Annotated in this window: 23 protein-coding genes; 15 read left to right on the forward strand and 8 right to left on the reverse strand. The window is 39.1% G+C overall.

Annotated features, from left to right (window positions below; translation table 11 throughout):
- Positions 1-126: 126 nt before the first annotated feature.
- Positions 127-1,827, forward strand: a complete 1,701-nt coding sequence (locus tag AB4J89_RS07480) for an amidohydrolase (protein ID WP_311755138.1) — start codon at positions 127-129, stop codon at positions 1,825-1,827.
- 89 nt (positions 1,828-1,916) lie between these two features.
- Here the strand turns inward: AB4J89_RS07480 and AB4J89_RS07485 are convergent, their stop codons facing one another.
- Positions 1,917-2,381 (reverse strand): GNAT family N-acetyltransferase, encoded by a 465-nt coding sequence (locus AB4J89_RS07485; RefSeq protein WP_088493356.1) that lies wholly within the window; start codon positions 2,379-2,381, stop codon positions 1,917-1,919.
- Positions 2,382-2,390: 9 nt separating this feature from the next.
- The gene (locus AB4J89_RS07490) at positions 2,391-2,969 is read right to left on the reverse strand and encodes a TIGR00730 family Rossman fold protein (RefSeq protein ID WP_088493357.1); all 579 of its coding nucleotides are present in this window, start codon (positions 2,967-2,969) and stop codon (positions 2,391-2,393) included.
- A 329-nt stretch (positions 2,970-3,298) separates the two neighbouring features.
- Here AB4J89_RS07490 and rhtA point away from each other — a divergent pair, with 329 nt between their 5' ends.
- On the forward strand, positions 3,299-4,189 hold the full coding sequence (rhtA, locus tag AB4J89_RS07495) for a threonine/homoserine exporter RhtA (protein ID WP_088493358.1): 891 nt from the start codon (positions 3,299-3,301) through the stop codon (positions 4,187-4,189).
- A gap of 274 nt (positions 4,190-4,463) precedes the next feature.
- A complete protein-coding gene (gene dps / locus AB4J89_RS07500; RefSeq protein ID WP_023581243.1) occupies positions 4,464-4,970 on the forward strand; it encodes a DNA starvation/stationary phase protection protein Dps in 507 nt (168 codons plus the stop codon).
- A 63-nt stretch (positions 4,971-5,033) separates the two neighbouring features.
- Here dps and dinG read toward each other — a convergent pair whose 3' ends face one another.
- Positions 5,034-7,148 carry an ATP-dependent DNA helicase DinG gene (dinG, locus tag AB4J89_RS07505; RefSeq protein WP_102949392.1) on the reverse strand — a complete coding sequence of 705 codons (2,115 nt, stop codon included), beginning with the start codon at positions 7,146-7,148 and terminating at the stop codon, positions 5,034-5,036.
- Between the two features lie 252 nt (positions 7,149-7,400).
- Here dinG and AB4J89_RS07510 point away from each other — a divergent pair, with 252 nt between their 5' ends.
- The 3 genes from AB4J89_RS07510 to fabZ all read left to right on the forward strand — a co-directional run bounded on the left by AB4J89_RS07510 (position 7,401) and on the right by fabZ (position 9,876).
- Positions 7,401-8,309, forward strand: coding sequence for a LysR family transcriptional regulator (locus AB4J89_RS07510; RefSeq protein ID WP_088493359.1), 909 nt, complete (start codon positions 7,401-7,403; stop codon positions 8,307-8,309).
- Between the two features lie 74 nt (positions 8,310-8,383).
- Positions 8,384-9,265, forward strand: a complete 882-nt coding sequence (locus AB4J89_RS07515; RefSeq protein WP_088493360.1) for a dihydrodipicolinate synthase family protein — start codon at positions 8,384-8,386, stop codon at positions 9,263-9,265.
- Positions 9,266-9,450: 185 nt separating this feature from the next.
- Positions 9,451-9,876, forward strand: a complete 426-nt coding sequence (gene fabZ, locus AB4J89_RS07520) for a 3-hydroxyacyl-ACP dehydratase FabZ (RefSeq protein ID WP_368468774.1) — start codon at positions 9,451-9,453, stop codon at positions 9,874-9,876.
- A 100-nt stretch (positions 9,877-9,976) separates the two neighbouring features.
- Here the strand turns inward: fabZ and AB4J89_RS07525 are convergent, their stop codons facing one another.
- Both AB4J89_RS07525 and purB read right to left on the reverse strand, forming a co-directional pair.
- The gene (locus AB4J89_RS07525) at positions 9,977-11,365 is read right to left on the reverse strand and encodes an MmgE/PrpD family protein (protein WP_368468776.1); all 1,389 of its coding nucleotides are present in this window, start codon (positions 11,363-11,365) and stop codon (positions 9,977-9,979) included.
- An 81-nt stretch (positions 11,366-11,446) separates the two neighbouring features.
- Complete coding sequence (gene purB / locus AB4J89_RS07530; RefSeq protein WP_088493363.1) at positions 11,447-12,814, reverse strand: adenylosuccinate lyase; 1,368 nt, start codon at positions 12,812-12,814, stop codon at positions 11,447-11,449.
- 403 nt (positions 12,815-13,217) lie between these two features.
- Between purB and metC the strand changes: the two genes are divergently transcribed.
- The 4 genes from metC (at position 13,218) to sseA (ending at position 17,122) form a co-directional block, all read left to right on the forward strand.
- Positions 13,218-14,393 carry a cystathionine beta-lyase gene (gene metC, locus AB4J89_RS07535; RefSeq protein WP_088493364.1) on the forward strand — a complete coding sequence of 392 codons (1,176 nt, stop codon included), beginning with the start codon at positions 13,218-13,220 and terminating at the stop codon, positions 14,391-14,393.
- Between the two features lie 34 nt (positions 14,394-14,427).
- Positions 14,428-15,795, forward strand: a complete 1,368-nt coding sequence (dcuC, locus tag AB4J89_RS07540) for a C4-dicarboxylate transporter DcuC (RefSeq protein WP_098943813.1) — start codon at positions 14,428-14,430, stop codon at positions 15,793-15,795.
- Positions 15,796-16,077: 282 nt separating this feature from the next.
- A complete protein-coding gene (locus AB4J89_RS07545; protein WP_174704117.1) occupies positions 16,078-16,266 on the forward strand; it encodes a hypothetical protein in 189 nt (62 codons plus the stop codon).
- A gap of 13 nt (positions 16,267-16,279) precedes the next feature.
- Complete coding sequence (gene sseA / locus AB4J89_RS07550; RefSeq protein ID WP_088493366.1) at positions 16,280-17,122, forward strand: 3-mercaptopyruvate sulfurtransferase; 843 nt, start codon at positions 16,280-16,282, stop codon at positions 17,120-17,122.
- Between the two features lie 76 nt (positions 17,123-17,198).
- Here the strand turns inward: sseA and AB4J89_RS07555 are convergent, their stop codons facing one another.
- The 3 genes from AB4J89_RS07555 to rhlE all read right to left on the reverse strand — a co-directional run bounded on the left by AB4J89_RS07555 (position 17,199) and on the right by rhlE (position 20,006).
- Positions 17,199-17,447, reverse strand: coding sequence for a GlsB/YeaQ/YmgE family stress response membrane protein (locus AB4J89_RS07555; protein WP_088493367.1), 249 nt, complete (start codon positions 17,445-17,447; stop codon positions 17,199-17,201).
- Between the two features lie 201 nt (positions 17,448-17,648).
- Complete coding sequence (dusC, locus tag AB4J89_RS07560) at positions 17,649-18,581, reverse strand: tRNA dihydrouridine(16) synthase DusC (RefSeq protein WP_088493368.1); 933 nt, start codon at positions 18,579-18,581, stop codon at positions 17,649-17,651.
- 9 nt (positions 18,582-18,590) lie between these two features.
- Positions 18,591-20,006, reverse strand: a complete 1,416-nt coding sequence (rhlE, locus tag AB4J89_RS07565; protein WP_368468780.1) for an ATP-dependent RNA helicase RhlE — start codon at positions 20,004-20,006, stop codon at positions 18,591-18,593.
- A gap of 372 nt (positions 20,007-20,378) precedes the next feature.
- On the opposite strand from rhlE, the gene cecR reads away from it, so the two are divergent.
- Genes cecR through AB4J89_RS07590 form a run of 5 tightly spaced genes read left to right on the forward strand, consistent with a single transcriptional unit; the run spans position 20,379 to position 26,125 of the window.
- Entirely contained in the window at positions 20,379-21,077 is a 699-nt protein-coding gene (gene cecR, locus AB4J89_RS07570; RefSeq protein ID WP_088493370.1) for a transcriptional regulator CecR, read from the forward strand.
- 11 nt (positions 21,078-21,088) lie between these two features.
- Entirely contained in the window at positions 21,089-22,075 is a 987-nt protein-coding gene (hlyD, locus tag AB4J89_RS07575) for a secretion protein HlyD (RefSeq protein ID WP_088493371.1), read from the forward strand.
- 13 nt (positions 22,076-22,088) lie between these two features.
- Entirely contained in the window at positions 22,089-23,858 is a 1,770-nt protein-coding gene (locus AB4J89_RS07580) for an ATP-binding cassette domain-containing protein (RefSeq protein WP_368468782.1), read from the forward strand.
- On the forward strand, positions 23,851-25,002 hold the full coding sequence (locus AB4J89_RS07585) for an ABC transporter permease (protein ID WP_088493373.1): 1,152 nt from the start codon (positions 23,851-23,853) through the stop codon (positions 25,000-25,002). Before AB4J89_RS07580 ends, AB4J89_RS07585 begins: the two co-directional genes overlap by 8 nt.
- A gap of 13 nt (positions 25,003-25,015) precedes the next feature.
- The gene (locus tag AB4J89_RS07590) at positions 25,016-26,125 is read left to right on the forward strand and encodes an ABC transporter permease (RefSeq protein WP_368468785.1); all 1,110 of its coding nucleotides are present in this window, start codon (positions 25,016-25,018) and stop codon (positions 26,123-26,125) included.
- Positions 26,126-26,159 lie beyond the last annotated feature (34 nt).

Consider the following 26,159-nt stretch of genomic DNA (forward strand, 5'->3'; position numbering starts at 1 on the left):
GTAGTATTCACTCTAATTTAATTCTACTATGACCGCCCGCGTCAAAACGCAACAGGATGCCCTATAAGCAGAATAATCATTTAAGCACGCGTTTTATGTGCTAAAAAAGCAATACAAGGTAGAAGAATGACATTTCAAATTGCAGACACTCTCTATTACAACGGACTTATTTATACCGCTGATCATAATAACAATATTGTTGATGCTATCGCGATCAGCCAAGGTGTAATTATTGCTTCAGGTAAAAAAGAGGTGTTACTTTCTTACTGTAATGAAAATACTGAACAAATTGATTTACAGGGAAGAATGGTCATGCCGGGCATTATTGATGCACATATGCATCCATTTTGGGGAGGCGCAACATTAGCGGGCTGCCATCTTGATTATCAATCGCTCTCTATCGATGACATTTTATTGCGTATTCAGAAATACCTTGATGAAAACTTTATTGATAGTGATACCGAATGGCTAAAAGTCTCCGCATGGTATCGTGAAGGTATGCAACCTGAAGGCGTGCAAATGACACGTTATCACCTTGATACCTTAAATACGACTCGCCCTATTTTGCTCTTTTCTAGCGATTGTCATAGCGTTCTTGCCAATTCTCGTGCTTTAGAGTTGTTAAATATCACCGCTGAAACACCTGATCCGCCGGATGGAAACATTGAACGTGATGGTGATAGAACCCCTATTGGTATTCTTGAAGATGCACCAGCAATGCAAGCCATTGACAGCCTACCTCCACTGACTGAAGCACAAAACCTACAAATCGCCCGTCATGTTCAAAAATTATTAAATGAGCAAGGCGTAACCACCATAATGGATGCGCGTGTAGGCGAGCCTCAATTACGCGCCTTTAATACGTTAAGAAGAGCTGGCGAACTGACTCTTCGCGTAGAGAATGCCGTTGAAATCACGCCGGATGATGTACCTTGTATTGAAGATATTCCAAATGCTGTACATCATGCTGCTACTCGTTTTTCACAGTGGCATCAAATCAGCGATGGAGCGCAACCTAGTGTTGCGATCCGCCATATCAAACTTTTCCTTGATGGTGTATTACAAGCGCCGATTATGACAGCCCGTTTACACTCGCCTTATCGTATCAATGTTGGCACCGATGACACGCCACACTGGCAAGACTCTGAACATATTGGCGATCTCTATTTCTCACCTGAAATTTTAACGCCGTTAGTCACAGAAATTGCCCGTGCGGGTTATCATCCTCATATTCATACTGTTGCTGAAGGTGCAATTAGCACGGCACTTGATGCTATTAGTGCGATGCGTGAAGCCCTACCTGAAAAAGACATAAGACCGGGGCTTGCACATAATGAATTGATGTGTGAAAAAGATTATGTGCGTTTTGCACAACTAAAAACCTACCCTTTTCTCTCCTTCCAATGGGCGGCAGCAGAACAGAGCAATATCGAAAAAGATATTGAAATGCTGGGTAAATCTCGCTGTGATTATTTAGAAACTGCTGGCAAGTTTATTGATGCGGGCGTTACTGTTGCTTTTGGTAGCGATTGGCCGATTGATCCACTTAATGAATGGTACGATTTTAAAGTCGCAATGACTCGTCAAAAAGATGCAAAAAGCCCTCGTCTTGATAATGATCGTAACCTAACGTTAATTGAAGTCCTACGCGCAGCCACTATTAATGCTGCTCAAGCATTGGATATGGATAGACAAATTGGATCATTAGAAGTCGGAAAATTTGCCGATTTTATTGTATTAGATAGAAACCTGTTTGAAATATCGGCAGAAGATGTTGAAAATGTCAGGGTATTGTGTACGATCATTGCGGGGAAACCCACAATTTAGCTGAATAATATAATTAATAAACCCGCGTTGAGCGGGTTTATTTTTATCTATGCACTTAATCCTATGAGAATTAACGTAAATTCAGCATGCTATAAAGCAATCGCCATTACTGTGCTCACTTCTTTTAATCCTTCACGCTCGTAAAAACGTTTAGCAGCACCATTTTCAGCTAATACAGATAACTCAAGATGAGTCATTTTCTCTAATTTAGCCCACTCTTTCATTGCTGTTAATAATAAACTTCCTACGCCTTGGCTACGTACTGAAGGGTCAACAACAATATCATAAATATAAGCATATTTACGCTGAACTAAGCAGTTAAACATTGGTGTTTCTTGGATTTGCGCCATGCTAAATCCAACTACTTTACCGTCTAAATCTGCCACTAAAAGATGAAACTTATTATTTTTTATTCCATTAATAATAAAAGCTTCATCTTGCTTACCCGGCTTTAATCGATCGGGTTGTAAATTCGCCATTTCATTAAATAAATAAGTGTAAAGCGTATTAATTTCTTCTACATCAGACAAAATTGCTTTTCTTATTATTATCATTTTTTACCTTTATTTGTTGTAGGTTTTTACAGGAGGTGCGGTGTACGTTTCAAATTTATCTAAAAGTTGAATAGGACATTGTTCCACAATCGCCATATTCCGGTATTTTTCATGTAAGAATTGTTCATCAGCCATTTTATCAATCATCATTAATAATGGAGAATAGAACTGATTGATATTAAGTAAGCCTAGTGGTTTTTGATGTAACCCAATTTGGCTCCATGTAAAGACTTCACTAAACTCCTCTAATGTACCAAAGCCACCGGGTAAAGCGACAAAACCTTCAGCTAATTCAATCATTTTGCTTTTACGCTGATGCATTGTTTCAACAACATGTAGTTCAGTCAGATTTTTATGTGAAATTTCACGCCCTTCTAATAGCGTAGGAATAACACCAATTACCTTTCCACCTTCGGCTAAGACAGTATCGGCGAGTGTTCCCATAATACCGACACTTGCACCACCATAAATTAAGGTAATATTACGTTTAACCAGCTCTTTGGCAAAAATAATTGCTTGTTCTTTATAAATAGGTGAAGCCCCTAAACTAGAACCACAATACACTGCGATAGATTTTATTTTACTCATTTTTTATTCTCTTTTAGCTAGTTAAAACGAGCTTGGAATTATACTGAAGGTACTTTTAATAAAAAAGGTTAAAAAAAGTGTTTTTACGCTTTTTATCGCACATATATATTTAATCATTATTAACTCTTATATTTATAAGAGGCTATTTTTTATTTTATTAAAAATAAACTAATTTATATTTAAGCTAATTTAGCTCAATCAAATTAAAATAAAAATATTTATTAAGGAATAACTATATTAAAGCAGGTGATTTTATTTTATATTATGCGATCCTTTGTTATCTGCTAACAGAGAACACATACGATTGATTATTGACGAGGTTTTATAGGATGTTGTCAGCCAGACACTCAGCTAAATTACAGGTGTTTTACCCTGTGCTTCTTTTGCTTCTCTCCATGCTTTCAATTCAAAGCGGCGCATCCCTTGCTAAAAGCCTATTTCCTGTTATTGGTGCCCCCGCTGTAACGGCGTTACGCCTGCTATTGGGTACTTTGATCCTCTTTTTTATTTTTAAACCGTGGCGACTTAAGTTTACTCGAGAATCGATTATGCCACTGTTTTTGTATGGTTTATCTTTAGGGATGATGAATTACCTTTTCTACCTCGCCCTTGAAACCATTCCTTTAGGCATTGCTGTTGCCCTTGAATTTACAGGCCCTTTAGCTGTTGCTATGTTTTCATCGCGCAGAGCCATCGACTTCTTATGGATAATTTTAGTCATTGCTGGTTTAGGATTATTGCTACCTATTGGCGATAATATTCATGGATTAGATCCTCTAGGTATCCTTTATGCACTGGGTGCTGGTGTAGGTTGGGCATTATATATTGTATTCGGACAACGTGCAGGTAAAGGCTACGGCGCGGCAACGGTTTCAATTGGCTCATTAGTTGCTGCCTTTATTTTCGTTCCTATTGGTATGTTACAGAGTAGCCCAGATATCATGTTTAGCTGGTCAATCTTACCTGTTGCATTAGCTATTGCGATTCTATCAACCGCTTTCCCCTATACTTTAGAAATGATTGCTCTCACACGTTTACCGGCTAAAACCTTCGGGACTTTAATGAGCTTAGAGCCTTGTATGGGTGCTTTTATTGGTATTATTTTCTTGCATGAACATTTGACTTTAATTCAATGGGTTGCCTTAGCCTTTATTGTTTTAGCCTCTATTGGTTCAACGGCAACCATAAAAAGCAAAACCAAAATTGAAGAGGTTAAATAATTATTTAACCGTATTTATTCATAAGAAATAAATATTTATTTAAAAAGGGTCTTATGATCCTTTTTACTTATTAAATAATAACTTTACTTGCCTATCATTGCTATTTTGCACACTTTGTCTTACCCTAAATAGGTTATTTCGATAGATTAGATTTTTTTAATAGATGACCTATCAATTTAATAGTATCAATCGATAAGACTAACCATTAATAATTTACTATCATAATTAACAGAAATTAAGATATTGAGTTATTAATTATTTAGGGAGAACGATTATGAGTACTGCTAAATTAGTCAAATCCACACCTTCAACTCTGCTTTATACCCGTAATAACCTTGATGACAGCGTAAAACTACATGCTATCGAATTATTGCAACAGATGGTGACGCAGTTTATCGACTTATCTCTCATCACAAAACAAGCGCACTGGAATATGCGTGGCAGAAACTTTATTTCTGTCCATGAGATGGTTGACGGCTTCCGCGATACCATTAATCAGCATACCGATGAGTTTGCAGAGCGTGTTGTTCAATTAGGTGGCACTGTATTAGGCACCGCACAAGTGGTGAGTAAGAAAACACCATTAAAAGCTTATCCTCTGGATATTCATGATGTGCAAGATCACTTAAAAGCACTGGCTGATCGTTATGCAGTTGTTGCCAATGATATTCGTAAAGCCATTGACGAAGTTGAAGACGAAGATACCGCAGATATGTTTACTGCCGCATCGCGTGATCTTGATAAATTCTTATGGTTTATTGAAGCCAATATTGAGAATTAATTCTTATAAAAAATTACAATTATGATGCTAAAAGGCTACCTTTCTTTCTCTAGGTAGTCTTTTTTATTTATCTTTTTCTTTAGGCATCTCAGGTTGATAAATAGGGAAAATAGGTAACGCAGTTAATAAACGCGAACCATAATTTTTTGTTAGCAAGCGTCTGTCATAAATCACTATTTCACCGTGACAATGATGACTACGAATAAGACGTCCAACTTGCTGAATTAAATTAAATGATGCGCTTGGCAAGCTTTGTACTTCAAAAGGATAGCGCTTTAGCGATTTAAGCCACTCGCCCTCTGTCACAATCACCGGATCTGTCACAGGTGGAAAAGCAATTTTATGAATATGCACCTGCGTTAAATAATCGCCTTTTAAATCGAGCCCTTCTGCAAAAGATTGCAAACCTATCAACACACTATTATCACCAGCATCAATACGCTTACAATGTGTTTCGACTAATCTATAGCGTGGCTGATCGCCCTGCACTAATAAACACAAACGCAAATCTTTCACTTCTTCTAAAAAACCTTCCATTGCCCGTTGGCTACTAAATAAAACCAATTGACCTCTGTGGTTATTCTCTTCCATGCAGTGTCGAAAATAACGCGCCATCTCTTTCAAATGTTCACGTTCATGACTCATGGTCGGTTCATAACGCATTTTAGGAATAACTAATCTACCCTGCTCTTTATGTTCAAAAGGCGAAGACAACGTAATAAAGCGATCATCAAAATGCTCACTTAACCCCGTTAATTCTTGAATACGAGAATAGCTATTTAATGATCGTAATGTCGCTGATGTGATAACCACATGCGGGATATTTTTCCATAACAATTGCGTCAGCTGTTCGCTAACACGAATACCAGCGCAATGAAAATAGAGATGAGATTGCTTTTTATCGTAACGACGCGTTAGCCATTTGGATACAGGCGCTTTTGAGGTTTGCTCTAATGTTGCCAAGCGCCACAATTTCGCCATGTTTTCTAAATACCCCACCATTCTACTGGTCGTTAAAATAGCACGATGTAAACGCACAACATCTTCTTTTGCCGTACGCTCTGTTAAATCATTTAAAATAGCTTCGCCCAACATTTTTAAACCATCTGTTAGCTTAAATAATGTCTGGCAACTTAATAGAAGTTGTTCAGGCAGTTCACCTAATGGGAAGAGATATTCATCTTGTTCACTACGTTCTGGTAATAGTGCGCGCGTGAATGTATCAACTTCTTGATAAGCTTCACGTAACTTAGCGATATGTGCATCAAAACGAATAGGATCAGCCAATTTAGGCGGCCTTACTGGAATAAATTGCGCTAAATACTGGCTAACATGACGAGTGATATTATCAAGCTGATTATTGAGAGCAACTAAGGTTATTTCTCCTTCAACTTCAAGGGCATCTCGCGCAACATCAGGAATATGGTGCCCTTCATCAAGTACCAAAAGTAGATTTTTAGCGTCAGGCAATACAGATTCACTTTCCATTGCCGCCATCACTAAAGCGTGATTGGTAATAACCACATCCACTTCATCAATTTCACGACGAGCAATAAAGAAAGGACAGCGATGATAATATTGGCAATTTCTCCCTAAACAGTTCATTTTATCCGTGCTGATCTTGCGCCATAAACTATCGGTTAGTGCACGTTTATGGTGATCACGCAAACCATCCCAGCCAAAACTAGTGAAATCATTTTTAAGCTCTTGGCAAATTTCTCTTTCTGCACTCGTCGCCACATCAACTTTATCTTCAAGCAAAAACATTAAGTCAATCTGCTCACCTTCTGTTGCACAAATCGCATCTAAATTGCGGGGGCATAAATAACGTCCACGACCAAAAGCGCCTGTAAACGTGAGATCAGGAATGATTTTTTTAAGTAATGGAAGATCTTTGCTATAAATTTGATCTTGCAGTGCCACATTGGCTGTACTGATTATCAGTGGTTTTTTCTCATCGCGGCTAATAGCAATACCCGGAATAAGATAAGAGAGTGTTTTACCCACGCCAGTCGGGGCTTCTATCACTAAATGACGTCCCATTTCATCAGAAAAAGTCTTAGCCACCTCAGCTATCATTTCACGCTGTGGCGCACGCGGAATAAACCCTTCGATATGCTCTGGTAGGGCTTTATACCACTGACTTATTTGATTTTTAACTGATTGAGAAAGGGACATAACCACTCTGTAACTGATTTTAAGAAAGGCGCTATTGTCTCATAACACTGTATAAAAATCAGTAGTTACCTTCATTTGCTCTCCTTTTTCATCAAAGAATGGATAACACCTCGAAATTATTGAGCTTTGTTATAGATTATTAATTCAACTCTTCATAGTATGAGTATTCATTACGTAACATCTAAAATAGTCTTATAAAAAATATGATTTATTGGTTTTATTAAACACAACACCAGTTAAGAGATATCTATAATGACCTCCGCAAAACGCCCTATTTTTAACTTAGAACTTGATTTGCTCCGAACCTTTGTTGCTGTTGTCGATGGAAATACCTTTGCAGCGGCAGCTGAATCTGTTTGTCGTACACAATCTGCCGTAAGCCAGCAAATGCAACGACTTGAATCGTTGATAGGCAAAGAGCTGTTTGCTCGCCAAGGGCGAAACAAAACACTGACAGAAGCGGGTACACAACTGCTTAATTATGCTCGCCGTATTTTGCGTCTGAATGATGAAGCCTGTCTTTCATTGATGCATGAAGAAATTGATGGGATCTTAAAAATTGGCTCTCCAGATGATACGGCAAACACGATTTTACCTGATCTTCTCGCGCGTTTTTCTGGAGCCTATCCTCGCCTTATCATGGAAATTATTGTTAAACGTAGTCCGTTTTTAATGTCTATGTTAGAGAATAACGAGCTTGATTTAGCCATTTCCACTGAAGAACATGTGGGTTATCCCAAAATTGTATTACGTGTTTCTCCCTCTTTATGGTATTGCGGAAAACACTTCAGATTTGATCTTGATGAACCCTTACCATTAGTTGTATTAGATGAACCCAGCACATACCGCGATATGATGATAAATCACCTTGATCAACAAGGTATTCGTTGGCGAATCGCTTATGTTGCTACAACACTTTCAGGCGCTAGAGCCGCAGTACGAGCAGGCTTAGGCATTATGGCGCGTTCAATTGAGCTTTCAGGTGATGATTTGCGTATTTTAGGCGAAAAAGAAGGCTTACCGGCTTTACCTGCTATTAGTTATAACCTATATCTCAATGCCAACAGCCCTGGAAAAGCAGCCCAAATACTGTTTGATTCATTAAAAAATGAACAAAATGAAGTGATTAATCATGCCGACATAACACTTCAACAAGAGTAGAGATTTTAAAACCCTTAAATCGTGTAGATAACCAAAGTAATAAAAGATTAAAACCATAAAACAGGACACCGATTATGACCCAATTTCATGGCATTTTTCCTTACCTTGTTTCCCCTGTTGATCAAACTAAAGGTACTATCCTTGAAGCTTCATTACGTCGATTAGTCGAACATTTAATTTCGTGTGGAGTTCATGGTTTAAGTCCATTAGGTAGCACAGGTGAATACGCTTATCTCTCTCAAGCGCAACGCAATGAAATTGTGCGTATTACCGTTGATCAAACCGCAGGTCGGGTTCCCGTTATTGCGGGTGTTGCAGGGTTTTCAACCGCAGATGCCTGCCATCAAGCTGAACAATATGCTCAATTAGGCGTCGATGGCATGGTCTTAATTTCACAAAAAATGTACCCGTTAAGCGAAACCGCACAAGCTGGTTATTTCCAAACTATCGCCGAAGCGTTTCCTGAAAAATCCATGACAATTTATACCAATCCGGGGCTTTTGGGCGATGTTCTTCCTATCTCTTTATTCAATGAACTTAGCTATATCCCGAATATTGAATATATTAAAGATGCCTCAAGCAATACAGGTCGCCTACTCACCATGATCAATACGTTTGGTGAGCGCGTTAAAATCTTTAGTGCTTCAGCTCATATTCCATTGTTAGTGCTAAAACTTGGTGGTGTAGGTTGGATGGCAGGTCCTGCATGTGTGTTGCCAAAGCAATGTGTTGAACTGTATGAGCTAGCAACAAAAGGCGATTTTGATACAGCTTTAGCAAAACAAAAAGAGATGTGGCAAATCAATGAAGCATTTACAAAATACTCGCTCGCATCATGTATTAAAGCATCCCTAAATATTCAAGGCTTCGAAGTGGGCTCTCCTATTTTACCGCAAGAGCCTCTAAATGAAGCAGCAATGAACGATCTACGCCAAATTATTGCTCGCCTTGATTAATAAACGATTCTTATTTAGAAATAACAAAGGCTAGATTTTTCCTATTCTGGTCTTTGTTATCTGTTTAACTCAATTTTCTCATCTAAAATACAGGTCAATGCTGTACGATCTTGAATAAGAATGAAATAATAACCACCGTTGTTGTAAAACAAGTTTGCCCTATCACCATAACGAGGAGAAAATATATGCCCATTTCCGTCAGTGAAATAATGGAAATATTGCCTCATCGTTATCCATTCTTATTAATTGATCGCGTTATTTCTGAGCCAGATGAACTTGCCAGTGGCAAATTAATAGCGATTAAAAATATCACAACCAATGATACGGTTGTTTTTGGTGAGTTCTATCCACCTTTATTACTACTTGAAAGCATGGCTCAAGCTTCTGGTGTTCTTGCACATTACTACCTTTCACCAATGGGTGAAGATCAGCAATGTTATTTTGCCAGTATAAAAAACGCGCGTTTTTATGATGTGGTAAAAGCGGGCGATCAGCTACATATTGAGATCCGATTTCGCCGACAGCGACGTACCATTGTTAGCTTTTCAGGTACGGTGAGAATTGGTGAGAAGATAGTTTGTACATCTGAATTTATGTGTGCGAGACAATAAGTAAAGGATTGGTAGCTAAAACCAATCCTTTACACTCATCTTTTACACTGCCCTTTCACATCAAGCTTTTACATAATCATCTTGTCTATTTTATTTCTGCCTAACCTTCTATTTCTTTAATACGTAATAATTGTGTTATTTCTGAAATAGTGGCATTGTCGAAATGCAGTATTTTTTCAACTAATTGTGCTACTTGTTCTGCTTCTATCGCCAAAGATGCATTATCGTAAAACTTACTGATCACATCTTTATCTGTCATTGGATTTTTCGGATTACCATATTGAATATCTAATCTCTCTGTGATCTTCTCGCCATTTTTTAATGTCACGAAAATTAATCCGGGGAAATAGGTAGGAAATGGGATCTCCCCTTTTTCGGGATAACGATAACTTACACGCTTTGCTAATGATTGGATATCTTCCCGTTGTAGGTTTTCAGGTAATAATGAAGAGAGCGTTAAAGCGTTATCTAAAAAACCTGCAGCAAATAACCATGGCAAACTAAATTTAGCGCCATAGGCTGTTTGAGGTGCCCATTTTGTTTCAGGAGGCTCACAAATCAAGGCTGCCGCGACTGGATCAACAACGCACTCAACACTATCGATATCATCAGCCGTGATCCCTTTTTTCAGCAAATTACGCCCACAATCCACAGTCGCATGAGCAAAATGGCACACCGGATAAGGCTTAATGGAAACATTTAAAAATTCCCATACATCACCTAATCCTAATGCCACTTGTTCTGGTTGTGCTTGCTCTTTAATACCATGTGTTTGATAAAGGCTATAACGACCTTCAAATATTGTTTCAGGGCCTGTCATTCCGCCTTTTGCTAATGATGCTGCGATGATACCTGATTGTGCAGCCCATCCCGCATGAAAGCATTTAGAAGATGAACTGTTAGTAAGATATTCTGCTACGCCTCCTGCTTGGCTTCCTGTTAGGCCAATTGCATTCACAGTTTGTTCTGGCGTTAACTTTAATAGTGAAGCGGCACAAGCCGTAGCGCCAAAAATTCCTGCAATTGCTGTAGCGTGAAAACCTCGCTGATGAAATCCACTATGGCTTGCTAAGCCGACTCTAGCAGCAACTTCCCAGCCAATCACCCACGCCGTTAGAATATCTTTTGATGACGCACCAATTGACTCCCCCAATGCAAAAGCAATCGGCGTTAATACCGCGCTACCATGTGCAATCGAATCAGTGTGTGTATCATCAAAATCTAAGGCATGTGATGCAATACCATTTGTAAGTGCAGCCACCGTAGTACTTACTGTTAGCGAACTTCCCCAAATCGGAATGTTGCCTTGGCTATCAGGTAAAAAAGCCACACCTTGACGGCTTTGAATAGCACTTTGTTGCACACTTCCAGCAAGTGCGACACCTAATGTATCTAATAAATGAATTTTGGCTCGGCTAACAACTTGAGCAGGTAAATCAGAGAAAGTGGTTGTCGTAATAAATTGGGCTAACTGCTGACTCAATGTCATAAACACCTCGAAATAGATAAGAAAAAGCCAGTAATATCACCGGCTTTTAGATAATAAGAAGGTTGGATGTAATTAAGTCACTTAGTCATTTAACCAGCCAGAGGCTTTGGTTTGTGCGACAACACGATCAACTTGGGCAGGTGCATTACCGACATATGTCGTTGGATCTAAAAGTGCATCAAGCTCTTCTTGAGTAATGTGATCACGAATACGGGTATCACGGTTAATCGCTTCAACGAAGGTTATACCTTCTTCTTGTCCAGACATTGATGCTTCATACACAATTTCATGCGCGGTTTGTTTACCTGCTTTATCAGATAATGCAAACATCACACGCTCTGCCAGCATAAAGCCACCAAGAATATCCATATTTTTGCGCATTTTCTCAACATGCACATTTAGCCCGCCTATTACTGTTTTCATATTGTCGAAGATAACAGACAACATCAGGCACATTTCTGGCATGATCTTCCATTCCATTTTCCAGATTGCACCATCGCGCTCATGTTGGTGTTTCATCATATCTGTTAAAACAGAAAGATTCGCTTTTAGTGTATTACTCACACAGGCCGCATTTTCAACAATGGCAGGGTTACGCTTATGTGGCATGGTCGAAGAGCCTACTTGTCCTTTGCTGAAAGGCTCAGATAGCTCATCAATTTCGTTATGCGCTAACAGTAGGATTTCATTGGCAATTTTACCTAAAGTTCCACTAATTAAGCCCATTAGCATGCCATACTCACTGAATCTATCACGCGCAGGTTGCCATGAAATTTCAGGTACACCTAAGCCTAAGCGTTTTAATACTCGAGCTTCTAATTCATCAGCTTTATCACTTAAAGAGGCTTTTGTCCCCACAGCACCAACAACACTACCCACAAATAAGCGAGGTTCAATCTCTTTAAGACGTTGATAATGACGCGCTAACTCAGTTAGCCAAATTGCGGTTTTATGACCAAATGTAATTGGCAGAGCTTGTAAGGCTAATGTACGTCCAACCATTGGTGTGTTGCGATGTTGTTCACTTAATGAAAGCAATGCACGACCTAATACTTTGATATCACGTAAAAAAGTATGATGGGCATCTTTTAGTTGCAGTACGAGGCCTGTATCAATAACATCTTGTGTTGTTGGACCAAAGTGAACATATTCCCCATAGTGTTCTGGGCAAGCATGCTCTAAGCCACGAATTGTTGGCACTAATGGATGGCGAGTAAGACGCACTTGTTCTAATACATAATCCATATCGAGCTTTTCAAGTTTCGCAGTATCTGCAATCACTTTTGCAGCCTCTTTTGGGATCAAACCTAATTCGGCTTGTTCAATCGCTAATGCCGCTTCATAATCAAGCCAATTTTGCATTCTGGTTTTATCAGAAAAAATAGTTCTCATTTCTTCTGTTGACCATAAATTCTTTAATAAAACCGAATCAAAAACGCTGGTTCCCATAATTATTTCCCCTGTTAAAAAAATAATAAAAAAATCGTTTTCTTAATCAAACGACTTGTTAGATTGTTATTTTATTTATGCAATATAATCTCAAAAAAAACACTTTGATAATTTTAATCTAATTTCAAATATTTCTAATCAATTAAAAAATAACATTAATTCAATACGTTATAAATAACTCTTTATTTATTAGTTATAACTTTTGAATCTTAAATAACATTTAAGATTTAATTAGAATAATTAATGCTAAAAAGTTAGAGGAAGATCATCATTTTTAGAAAATAGCTATTTTAAAAATAAATAAGTTTGTTATAAATAATAGAAACAAAATAAGCGCAAACAGTAATTAATCCTTTTATTTAATTACCGGGGAACTCTATTTCTATATTTGGAGATATTAATAATGAAACAAAATAAACAAACAAAACTGATACACAGTGGACGCCAAGAAATCAAAACGTCAGGTCCCATTAATCCACCCGTAATGAGAGCCAGCACCATCGTTTTTGATTCTATTAAAAGCTGGCGTGATGTTCGTGATCGTCGTGCAACAGAGCGTGTTTTAAGCTACGGCGCACGTGGTACAGAAACCGCATTTGCCCTTGAAGCTTTAGTAACCGAATTAGAAGGCGGTCATCGTGCGCAGTTATTCCCTACCGGATTAGCGGCTATTGCGGTCACTATTATGGGATATGCCCGCAGTGGTGGACATGTTTTATTTGCTGATTCTGTTTATGAGCCTGTTCGTAAAATTGCATCGGCTTTTCTTGAACCTAATAATATCGCTTATAGTTTCTTTAAAACCGATGGTTCTGATTTTGAACAAAAAATTCAAGAAAATACACAGCTTATTTTTGTCGAATCACCGGGTTCATTACTGTATGAAATGCTCGATTTACCTGAAATTTGCCGTATTGCTCATGAGAGAGATATACCTGTTGGTGTTGATAATACTTGGGGCTCTGCATGGCTTTATAACCCGCTGGAATTAGGCGCAGATGTCTCTGTTATCGCGGCAACTAAATATTTATGCGGTCACTCTGATGTGATGATGGGCATTATGGTTGCGAATGAAAAAGCATGGAAAAAAATTGGTGCTTTACCTGAAGCATTAGGTCAAGCCAGTAGCCCAGATGATGCAGCATTAGTTCTTCGTGGTATGAGAACCTTAGGTCAACGCATCGCAGCACATGGTAAATCAGCACTCGCCATTGCACAGTGGTTAGAGACTCGCCCTGAAGTTGAAAAAGTCTGGTTCCCTGAATTACCTAATCACCCTCGTCATGATTTATGGAAACGTGACTGCAAAGGCAGTAACGGTCTATTAACCATTGAATTTAAACAAGAATACACCACTAAACAATCAGAGCAATTTATTGATGCGCTTGAACTTTTTGGTATCGGTGCTTCTTGGGGTGGATTTGAAAGCCTCGCTTTACCTGCCAATGTTGTCGGTGCGAGAACAGCATCTGATTGGCGTGAAGGTCATGGTCCTTTTGTCCGTTTACATGTTGGTCTTGAAGCAACGGATGATCTTATTGCAGATATTACACAAGCTTTTTCAGCATTAAACCAATAACAAAAAATATTGCATCATTACCGGGGAATTCACTATGACAGGTTTAATCATTGCCGCGCTGGTAACAGCGTTGGTGGTTTATTTACTGGCGCGAGGTTATAAACCTCAGCCAGTATTATTACTCGGCGGATTATTGCTATTGCTCTTAACAGCATCTCTCGACCTTAATCCGTTATTGCCAGAAAATAAATCTACTCAATTTAAATATTTTGATATTTTCCAAATCTTTACGGATATTATGAGTTCTCGCCTAGCGGGTCTTGGTTTAACATTAATGGCAATTGCGGGTTTCTCTCGTTATATGGAACACGTTGGCGCAAGCCGTGCTTTATTCGCTATTTTTGAAAGACCATTAAAAGCGATAAAATCGCCTTACTTATTATTAGTGATTTCATTTCTAGTTACTCAAATCTTGGTTATCTTTATTCCTAGCCATGCAGGTTTAGGTATGCTGTTAATGGTCACCATGTATCCGATATTAATTCGTTCTGGTATTAGTCCACTTTCTGCTTTAGCCGTCATTGGATGCTGCCAATTTATCGACCATGGTCCCGGCTCTGGTAACGTGATTATGGCGGCAAAAACAGCAGATATTGAACCGGCAGTCTATTTTGTTCAGCACCAGCTACCGATCACTATTCCTATTATTATTGCTGTTGCGATCACTCATTTCTTTATTCAACGCTGGTGGGATAAACGTGAAGGATTTGTTTTTGACCCAACAACCATCGATGCCGTAAAAGAAGAAGGCAATAAAATTCCACTGTCTTATGCCTTATTACCGGTGATCCCTTTAATTCTGATTATTGGCTTCAGCCCTTTGCTACACCCGTATATTAAATTAGAAGTCACCACAGCAATGATTATTAGTACCGTGATTGCACTTCTTTTTGAATATGTTCGCTTACGCGATGCAAAAGCCGTAATGAATAGCTTTATGTTGTTCTTTGAAGGAATGGGTAAGCAATTTGTCTTAGTGGTATCGTTAATTGTATCTGGTGAGTTCTTTGCCAATGGTTTACTTAAAAGTGGTGCCGTCGATACGCTAATTAGCTCCGCTCAAGACGCAGGTTTTGGTATTGCAGCGATGATCATTGTAATGAGTGCCATTCTTGCATTAGCGGCATTTTTAATGGGTTCAGGTAATGCAGCATTCTTCTCATTTGCCGCCTTAACACCCAAAATTGCCGCTTTCTTAAAAGTCGATGTCATTACTTTGATTTTACCAATGCAAATTATGACCAGCTTTGGCCGTACTGTTTCACCCATTACCGCAGCCATTGTCGCCATTGCAGGTATTGCGAATGTCTCACCTTTCCAAATAGTTAAACGTACCGCCATTCCTATGGCTGTCGCGGCTATTGTGAACTTAGCAATGACATTCTGGTTTTTATATTCCTAATTAAGTTGCGTTACCCTTGCCCTTAAACTCATTTACTCCTGAGTTTAAGGGATTTTTTCTTATCATTGACTGTAACCTTTGATTGAAATAATTAACGTCAACATTAACTCTACTCAGGCTATTTATAAAAAGTAAATAGCCTGTTTATTTATCTATCCACTCCTTTTTTTGCCTAAAAATAAGACGTTTTAGCTACTATCATTTGCTGATTAAACCGACTTAGTACTTGTTTCAACTTCATATCTCGATATACTTTTGCGCAACATTCATCTGCAAATGAACATTATGAAAAAAATAATTATTGTGATTATCGCGCTACTTGCCTTTGGTTCTATCGGTGGTGTTTTCCTTGCGGGCTTAAATATCTATACACGCTCCACGACACCAATAGAAACAGAGCAGACTCAACCTGAAACATCACCTACACAGCAATTTCCGGCTATCCCAGACAGCTCACCTTCTGCTAAATAAATGAGGTCGCACCGTGGAATACGATTACTTTGTTACTCCCCAATGGTTATTTGAACATCAAAATGATGCTGATCTTGTGATCCTTGATGTAAGCGCACCAATGCCAACTCAACAGATTGACTATCAAGCGCTTTACCTTGAACGTCATATTCCACATGCCCATTTTTTTGATCTTGATGAAGTCGCAGATAAAACCACGCCACTACCACATATGCTCCCTTCTGATGCACTGTTTTCAGAAACACTGACGCAATTAGGGATCTCCAATACTTCGACCGTAATTATTTACGATCAAGGTAACTTATTTTCAGCACCAAGAGGTTGGTGGACATTAACAACACTAGGTTGTCGTAATGTGCGTATTCTTGCTGGTGGTTTACAAGCATGGGTTGATGCTGGATTTACAACAGAACAAGGTGAGGCAATAAAAGTACCTGCTCAGTCTCCTTTTGTGGTTGAACGTCACGCACAACGTTATGCCAATAAACAGCAACTTCTTGATAATTTAGAGACTAAGCAAAAACAGATGATCGATGCTCGCTCTGCTGATCGTTTTTATGGTAGAGCGCCGGAGCCTCGCCCGGGCTTGCGCAGTGGGCATATTCCCGGCAGTAAAAACGTTCCGTGGAATGAGTTAGTTATTAATGGGCAATTAAAACAAAAAATTGAATTAAAGCAGATATTTGAACAAGCAGGTGTTGATTTATCACAGTCTATTATTGTTACCTGTGGCTCAGGTATGACTGCGGCAATTTTATTTTTAGCGTTAACTGTATTGGGTTGCCAATCTATTGCACTCTATGACGGCTCTTGGGCGCAATGGGGTGCTGAAAGTGCCCTTCCTTGTGAATGCTAATTAATCTGTTGATGCTTTAAAAAAGTAAACCCGCATAATGCGGGTTTATTATCAATATCTATTGGGTGTGAAGGTATTAACTTGCGAAGATTTTTGCAAGATAGAGCACGACAATGGCACCGATGATAGCAACCACAAAGCTACCAAAGTTAAACCCATCAACTTTACCTTTGCCAAAAAAGTTACTAATCGCACCACCAACAACAGCACCCACAATACCCAGAATACAAGTCCATATCAGACCAATATCATAAGAGCCTGGCATTAAGAATTTCGCCAAAATACCTGCGATCAGACCAAAGATGATCCAAGCAATAATCCCCATATTTCCCCCTAAAAATAGTCATGATATAAACAACATATCCAAAAATGTCACTTATTGAGTGTAAGTCGAAAGAGTGATTTTTTCCAATTATTAGGAATGAATTACATAATATTTAGGATAAATAGATGGATTATTTCTTAATAAACAAAAATAGCGCTGATTAATTAGCGCTATTTTTTATCGGATAAGATTATTTTTAAACTATAACGCTTCTATTGCCACAGCAATTTCTGGCGAGGTTTTTAATGTTCTAATTTGCCTAAATAACTCATCTGCCTCTGGATATTCTTTTCGTAAATAGCTAAACCACTGCTTAATACGTGATGCATGATAAATCGTCGTATCTCCACGCTTTTCTAATCGAACATAACGCTTTAATAATTCAATAACCTCTTGCCAAGGCATTCTAGCTTCTATGCCTTTCACAACACGGCTTAAATTAGGGGTATTCATTGCACCGCGACCAATCATTATCGCATCACAACCTGTTGTGGCTAAGCAGGCTAATGCATCTTCACGATCCCAAATTTCGCCATTAGCAATCACTGGTATTGAAAGTCTTTGGCGAATATCTCCAATCGCCTGCCAATTAATTTTTTCAGCATTGTAGCCATCTTCTTTTGTTCTGCCATGTACGGTGATTTCCGTAGCACCACCTTGTACCACAGCATCTGCAATCTCATGGCTATACGCAGAAGAATCCCAGCCAAGTCTCACTTTAACAGATACAGGCAACTCTAAAGGCACGGCATCACGCATTGCTTTTGTTGCTTGATAAATCGTTTCTGGCTGTTTTAAAAGAGAAGCACCACCACCACTACCATTGACTGTTTTTGAAGGGCAACCACAATTTAAATCAACACCCCAAGAGCCTAAAGATACGGCTCTAAAAGCATTTTCAGCCAACCATTGTGGGTGTTGTCCTAATAATTGCACTCGCACCAGTGTTCCACTTTTAGTACGGCTTTCTGTCTGCAATTCAGGACATAAGCGGTAAAAGGCTTTCGTGGGCAGCAATGAATCTACAACTCGTACAAACTCTGTAATACAGAGATCGTAATCGTTAATCGAGGTGAGTAATTCTCTCACTAGGGGGTCTAAAACCCCCTCCATTGGCGCTAATAGAACTCGCACTTTTTAACCTCAAAACTCTTTTCTAGCTTTCGACCAAGGGCTTTGATTATCACTACCTTCATCACTTTTACGTGAACGGCGAGGCCCTAATTTTCCGGTACGAGAACCATCTTTATTACGGTAGTTTTCTTTGCTTTTATTACGTCCAGACTCTTTACCTTCGCTATCGCCGTCTTTACGACTGTCGTTGCGATTGTCTTTACCACGAATATCTGCACGACCACCACTTCTACGCGGTGCATTATTCTTTGGTTTTTTATGCAAAGGTGCTGCTTTAATTGAAGGATCAGGATCGTAACCTTCTAACGCTAAACGTGGGATCTCGCGTTTTAATAAACGTTCAATATCAGCTAATAAACCATGTTCATCAACACAAACAAGTGAAATAGCCTTACCCGTTGCGGCAGCACGACCCGTTCTACCAATACGGTGAACATAATCTTCTGCGACCTGCGGTAATTCAAAATTGACGACATATGGCAGTTGGTCGATATCAAGACCACGAGCAGCAATATCTGTTGCAACCAATGCTTTTAATTTGCCATCTTTAAAATCAGCTAATGCGCGAGTTCTCGCACCTTGGCTTTTATTGCCGTGAATAGCAGCTGATTTAATACCATCTGCATTTAAATGTTCAGCAAGTTTATTCGCACCATGTTTAGTACGAGTGAAAATCAGTACTTGGGACCAATTTTCTAAACCAATTAAATGTGATAACAGCTCGGTTTTACGCTTTTTATCAACTAAATGCACATGTTGATCAACAGATTCAGCAGCTGAATTTCTTGGTGCAACAGAAATACTCACAGGATCATTTAATAGCGAATTGGCAAGACCAGTGATCTCTTTAGAGAATGTCGCTGAAAATAGTAAATTTTGACGTTTTTTCGGTAATTTATTAATTACACGGCGAATATCGTGGATAAAGCCCATATCTAACATGCGATCAGCTTCATCAAGCACTAAAACTTCAACGCGAGAAAGATCAACCGCATTTTGGTGTTCAAGATCGAGTAAACGTCCCGGTGTTGCAATCAGTACATCAACACCGCCGCGTAATTTCATCATTTGTGGATTAATGCTTACTCCACCAAAAACGACTAACGAACGAATTGGAATATAACGGCTATACGCTTTTACGTTTTCAGCAATTTGAGCTGCTAACTCACGTGTTGGTGTCAAAATCAGCGCTTTAACCGGTTGACGACCTTTTGTTTTTTCTGCTGATTGAGACAACTTTTCCAATATTGGTAATGTAAAAGCTGCTGTTTTACCTGTGCCCGTTTGTGCACTCGCTAATACGTCTTTACCCGCCAAAATCGGCTCAATCGCCTGTTGTTGAATAGGGGTTGGGGTTTTATACCCTTGTTCATCAATAGCGCGGAGAAGCGCCTCACTTAAACCAAGCGATGTAAAATCGGTCAAAACAGTAGTCTCCTACAACCAGAACGTATAACACGGTGATTGAAATTAAAATGACGGGCTTTCATACTGTCAATCTATAGGTAATATTACTCTATAGGTACTATCATTTCTCGATATAGACAGTGATGAAAGAGAATGAACCTTGTTAGGTTAACCTAATAACCCCTATTCTAACAGTTTTTGCTGTATTCAGAATACAAAAATAATTTTCAATAATAGATTGCACTTTTTTTATTACACATCACCTTTATTCGATTATTTATCACAAATTTTCCCTATTGTTCAATATCATCTAATATAATACGCCTTGTTATCGCTGTTTTTAATATCATTGGTTTTGTTACATTTTACTTAAGTAAGGTATCTTCTATTATGTCAGACACCCAACAGAAGACGACGCGCGGTGAACTAGCAAAACGACAATTATTGGAAGCGGCATGTGAGATCTTTGGTAAAAATGGGCCAGATGCCGCCACAACACGCCAAATTGCACAAGCTGCTCAACAAAATATTGCCGCTATCGCTTATTATTTTGGTTCCAAAGAAGGGTTATATCTCGCCGTTGCACAACATATTGCTGATCTTATTCGCCTTGATTTTGAGCCTACCGTTGCCATTCTTGACGAATTTCTTGAGCGGCCCAATCCCACAGAGCATCTACCATTGCTACAAACGCTGATCACAGATAGCTTTTTACAATATGCTCAACTGGTACTTGATAAAGCCAATATTCATCTTAGCCGCATTATGGCAAGAGAACAGCTTGTTCCAACCGAAGCATATTCCTTGATCCACCAGCAAGCGTTATCGCCTCTTTTAACGCGTGTAAACAAACTATTAGCTATCTATATTGGCTTAGATGCCACACTACCTACAACAATGTTACATACTCACGCTATATTGGGAGAAGTGTTATCATTTCGTTTAGTTAGGGAAACTATCCTAAGACAAACTGGATGGGATAGAATTGGTAAAAATGAGTATCAGATTATCTCCAACACCTTAAAAACTCATATTACTTTATTACTCAATGGATTAAGAGAGATTTACACTAACACTCATCACGCATAAATAGAGTTATTATGAAAACTAAAAAAGTCAGTTTCTTTATTATCTTAATGATTATTATCGGTATTGTTGCAGGTATCTATTATTACGAAGAAAACAAAGAGTCTGAATTAGTACTCTATGGCAATGTCGATATACGTACAGTCAACCTTAGTTTTCGTGTTGCTGGAAGATTAGACACATTACAAGTTGATGAAGGTGCTCCTGTCCAAAAAGGGCAATTATTAGGCAAGCTTGATGATGCGCCCTATCGCAATGCACTAAATAAAGCTTATGGTGAGCGTGATAGTGCCATTGCCTCGCTATCTTTAATGGAAGCGGGATACCGCGCTGAGGAAATCGCGCAAGCGCAATCTGATGTGTCATTAAAGCAAGCCGCTTGGCAATACGCAGATAGCTTTTATAAACGCCAGCAAGATCTTGCTAACCGAAAAGTCATTTCAGCCAATGAGTTAGATAGCGCAAGAAATAATCGCAATCAAGCGGCAGCGGCATTGAAAGCGGCGCAAGATAAGCTAAATCAGTATCAAAATGGTTATCGGAAAGAAGACATTGATGCAGCGAGAGGACAAGTTATGCAAGCTAAAGCCGCTGTTGCTCAAGCTGAATTAAACCTCCAAGACACGCAATTAATCTCTCCATCACAAGGTACTGTATTAACTCGAGCAGTAGAGCCAGGGACGATATTATCCGCTGGAAGCCCTGTATTTACGGTGTCATTAACTAACCCTGTTTGGGTCAGAGCTTATATCAGCGAAACTCATTTAAGCGAAGCCGTTCCTAATCGAGAAGTTTATCTATACACCGATGGGCGTAAAGATAAGCCTTATCACGGTACGATTGGATTTGTTTCACCAACAGCCGAATTTACCCCAAAAAGTGTTGAAACACCGGAGTTAAGAACGGATTTAGTTTATCGTCTCAGAGTAGTTGTAACGGATGCTGATGACGCTCTGCGCCAAGGTATGCCTGTCACCTTAAAATTTGCCTCCTCTCATTAAGTGTGGGGGAAAAATGGAACACACTAATTACACTATTGAGCTTCAAGGTGTTGAGAAATGCTTTGCAGGACTGGAAAGCCCCGCAGTTTCGTCATTAACAGCCACCATTACCGGTGGCTCTGTGACGGGGTTAGTTGGCCCTGATGGTGCAGGAAAAACAACCCTAATCCGTATGCTTGCAGGTTTATTAAAGCCTGATGCGGGTGATATTCATATTTTAGGAATGGACCCGCAAAAGCAGAGTATTGATGTCAGAGCTATTCTTGGCTATATGCCACAAAAATTTGGTCTTTATGAAGATTTAACGGTATTAGAAAACCTCAATCTTTATGCTGACTTAAAAAATGTCATCGGAGATGAGCGCAAAAAAGTTTATCACCAACTGCTCACCTTTACCGATCTCACTCGCTTTACCTCTCGCCTTGCAGGAAACCTTTCCGGAGGGATGAAACAAAAGCTGGGTCTTGCTTGTACTTTATTAGGTAACCCTAAAGTTCTGCTTCTTGACGAGCCCGGCGTAGGGGTCGATCCCATTGCACGCCGTGAACTTTGGCAAATGGTACATGCTTTAGCCAGCGATGGTATGTTGATACTGTGGAGCACCTCTTATCTTGATGAAGCAGAACAATGTAAAAACATTCTCTTACTTAACAAAGGAGAGCTGCTTTACAGTGGTATTCCTCAAGATTTAACAGCAAAAATGGAAGGTCGTTCTTTTTTGCTCAATGTTGAAGGTCATCAACGTAGAAAAGTATTGCAACAAGCAATTATTCAACCTCAAGTTACTGATGGCGTTATTCAAGGGCAATCCGTTCGTTTGATCTTGAAAAAACAGAGTAATCAAACTGAATTACTGAACGCTTTGGGTAAACCTGATGCGAAGCTTATTCCCGCAACACCACGCTTTGAAGATGCTTTTATAGATTTATTAGGAGGCGGTCCTTCTCATAAATCTGAATTAGCTGAAATTATGCCGCAGATCCCTCCTGCACCTAATGAAACGGTAATTGAAGCACAACAATTAACCAAAATGTTTGGTCAATTTGCAGCAACCGATCATGTTGATTTCCAAGTTAAGCGTGGTGAAATTTTCGGTTTGCTGGGCCCTAATGGTGCAGGCAAGTCGACAACCTTCAAAATGATGTGTGGTTTATTAGTCCCCACTAGTGGCAAAGCACTTGTGTTAGGTATGGATTTAAAAGAGAGCTCAGGTAAAGCACGTCAACATTTAGGTTATATGGCACAAAAGTTCTCACTTTATGGCAATTTAAAAGTGGGACAAAACTTGAAATTCTTCTCTGGTGTCTATGGCTTACATGGCAAACAACAGCGAGATAAAATCAACGATATGATAACTGCCTTTGGCTTAGAGCCGATGGTAAACCAAATCACTGAAACCTTGCCTTTAGGTTATAAACAGCGCCTTGCCCTTGCGTGCTCATTAATGCACGAGCCTGATATTCTCTTTTTAGATGAACCCACATCAGGGGTTGATCCACTAACCCGACGAGAATTTTGGCTACATATTAATGGCATGGTTGATAAAGGAGTGACCGTGATGGTTACCACTCACTTTATGGATGAAGCAGAATATTGTGATCGTATTGGTTTGGTTTATCGCGGAAAAATCATTGCGGCTGGCGAGCCTGATTCTCTCAAAAAAATGGTTGCTAGTAACGATAATCCAACCCCTTCAATGGAAGATGCCTTTATTGGTTTAGTGCTGGATTACGATAAAAAACTTGAAAGTGAAAATGATAAAGGGAGCGAAAAACATGCGTAATTCAGCTCAATCATCTCATGCTCGCTTTTCTTGGCGACGTTTATATGCCCTATGCTTAAAAGAAACAAAGCAGATTACTCGTGATCCCAGTAGTGCCTTAATTGCTATTGTTATCCCACTTACTTTGCTGTTTATCTTTGGTTATGGCATTAATTTAGACTCAAGCAAATTAAATATTGGTATTTTAACTAATCAACAAAGCCAACCTGCGCAAGAGCTGGTTTATACCTTCACTAATTCACCGTATATCAATGCAACTATTAGCGATAATCGACAATTACTCATTGATAAAATGCAGGCAGGACAAATTCGAGGCATTGTGGTTATTCCTGTTAATTTTGCCGAATTACTCGCTCGGCAAGATACTAAAGCCCCCATTCAAGTGATCACCGATGGCAGCGAGCCCAATACTGCAAACTTTGTTCAAGCTTATACCAAAGGAGTTTGGCAAATTTGGTTGCAACAGCAAGCTATCAGTAAAGGGATTGATACTACACCATTAATTGAAATAGAGCCTCGCTATTGGTTTAACCCAGCAGCAATTAGCCAGCATTATATTATTCCGGGTGCTGTCACTATTATTATTACGGTAGTGGGCGCTATTCTTACCTCGTTAGTGATTGCTCGCGAATGGGAAAGAGGCACTATGGAAGCCCTACTTTCCACCCAAATAACACGCACAGAACTCTTACTTTCAAAGCTTATTCCTTACCAAGTGTTAGGTAGTTTTGTCATGGTGTTATGTATGGTCGTCACCGTGTTTGTGCTTGGCGTGCCTTATCGAGGTTCGTTGTGGATTTTAGGCGGGATCACATCGCTCTTTTTAGCTACTGCTTTAGGGATGGGATTACTTATTTCCACGCTAACACGTAATCAATTTAATGCCGCGATGATTTCGTTAAATGCCGCATTTTTACCCGCAATTATGTTATCAGGCTTTGTTTTTGAAATTGATAGTATGCCCATCTTTATTCAAGTGGTGACCTATTTTATTCCTGCGCGTTATTTTGTGAGTAGTTTGCAAACGCTATTTTTAGCTGGCGATATTCCGTTGATATTGATGCTAGATATGTGGCTATTAATTGTATCGGCAATATTTTTTATTGGATTAACGGCGTTAGCAACACGTCGTCGATTAGATTAAAGGGAGAGTCTTCATGTTTTATCGCCTTCTCACCCTGATAATGAAAGAGTTACAGTCATTATTACAAGAGCCTCAAACGCGTATTATTTTAATAATGCCGGTTATCTTTCAGATGATCTTATTCCCTTTTGCCGCGACGTTAGATGTTACCAATGCTTCTATTGCCATTTTTGATGAGGATAATGGTAAACAATCTATTGAGTTAACCCAACGTATCGCCAAAGCGAGTGCATTCTCTCAAACTCTTTTACTTAAAAATGAACATGAAATAAAAGAGACGATTGATAACCGCAAAGCGCTTTTATTAGTTCGTTTTCCGCAGAATTTTAGTGCTGATCTAGAAAGCCAGGTTCCTGTTAAATTGCAAATAATCCTAGATGGTCGAAATTCTAATAGTGCTCAAATTGCCGCTAATTATGTGCAACAAATCGTACAAAACTATCAAACTGAATTAGTAGGTAATACACCTTCTTTACTGAATAAAACAGAACTTGTTGTTCGTAATTGGTATAACCCGAATTTAAATTACAAATGGTTTATTGTGCCTTCTTTAGTGGCGTTGATTATTACCATTGGCGTGATGATAGTCACTTCACTTTCTGTTGCTAGAGAGCGCGAACAAGGCACATTAGATCAACTGTTAGTTTCGCCACTATCAACATGGCAAATTTTTGTCGGCAAGGCGATTCCAGCAATGGTTGTTGCCGCTGTTCAAGGTACCATCGTATTAATTATTGGGATATTCGGTTATCAAATTCCATTTTCAGGTTCATTAGTCCTATTTTACTTTACCATGCTTATTTATGGCTTATCGCTGGTGGGTTTTGGCTTATTAATATCGGCATTAAGTTCGACCCAACAGCAGGCTTTTATTGGTGTCTTCGTATTTATGATGCCAGCGGTTTTATTATCAGGTTATATTTCACCGGTAGAAAATATGCCCGTTTGGCTACAACATGCCACATGGATAAACCCAATTCGTCATTTCACTGATATCACAAAACAGATTTACCTTAAAAATGCTGATATCACCGTTATATGGCACAGTTTATGGCCTTTATTGGTGATTGCCGCAGGTACTGGTACTTTTGCATATTATCTTTTTCAAAGGAAAATTGCTTAAAATCTGTACTTTGATAACTAACTCTAATAGACTG

Source organism: Proteus sp. STS61-E (genome assembly GCF_040932335.1).
In the GTDB taxonomy this organism is placed as follows: domain Bacteria; phylum Pseudomonadota; class Gammaproteobacteria; order Enterobacterales; family Enterobacteriaceae; genus Proteus; species Proteus mirabilis_B.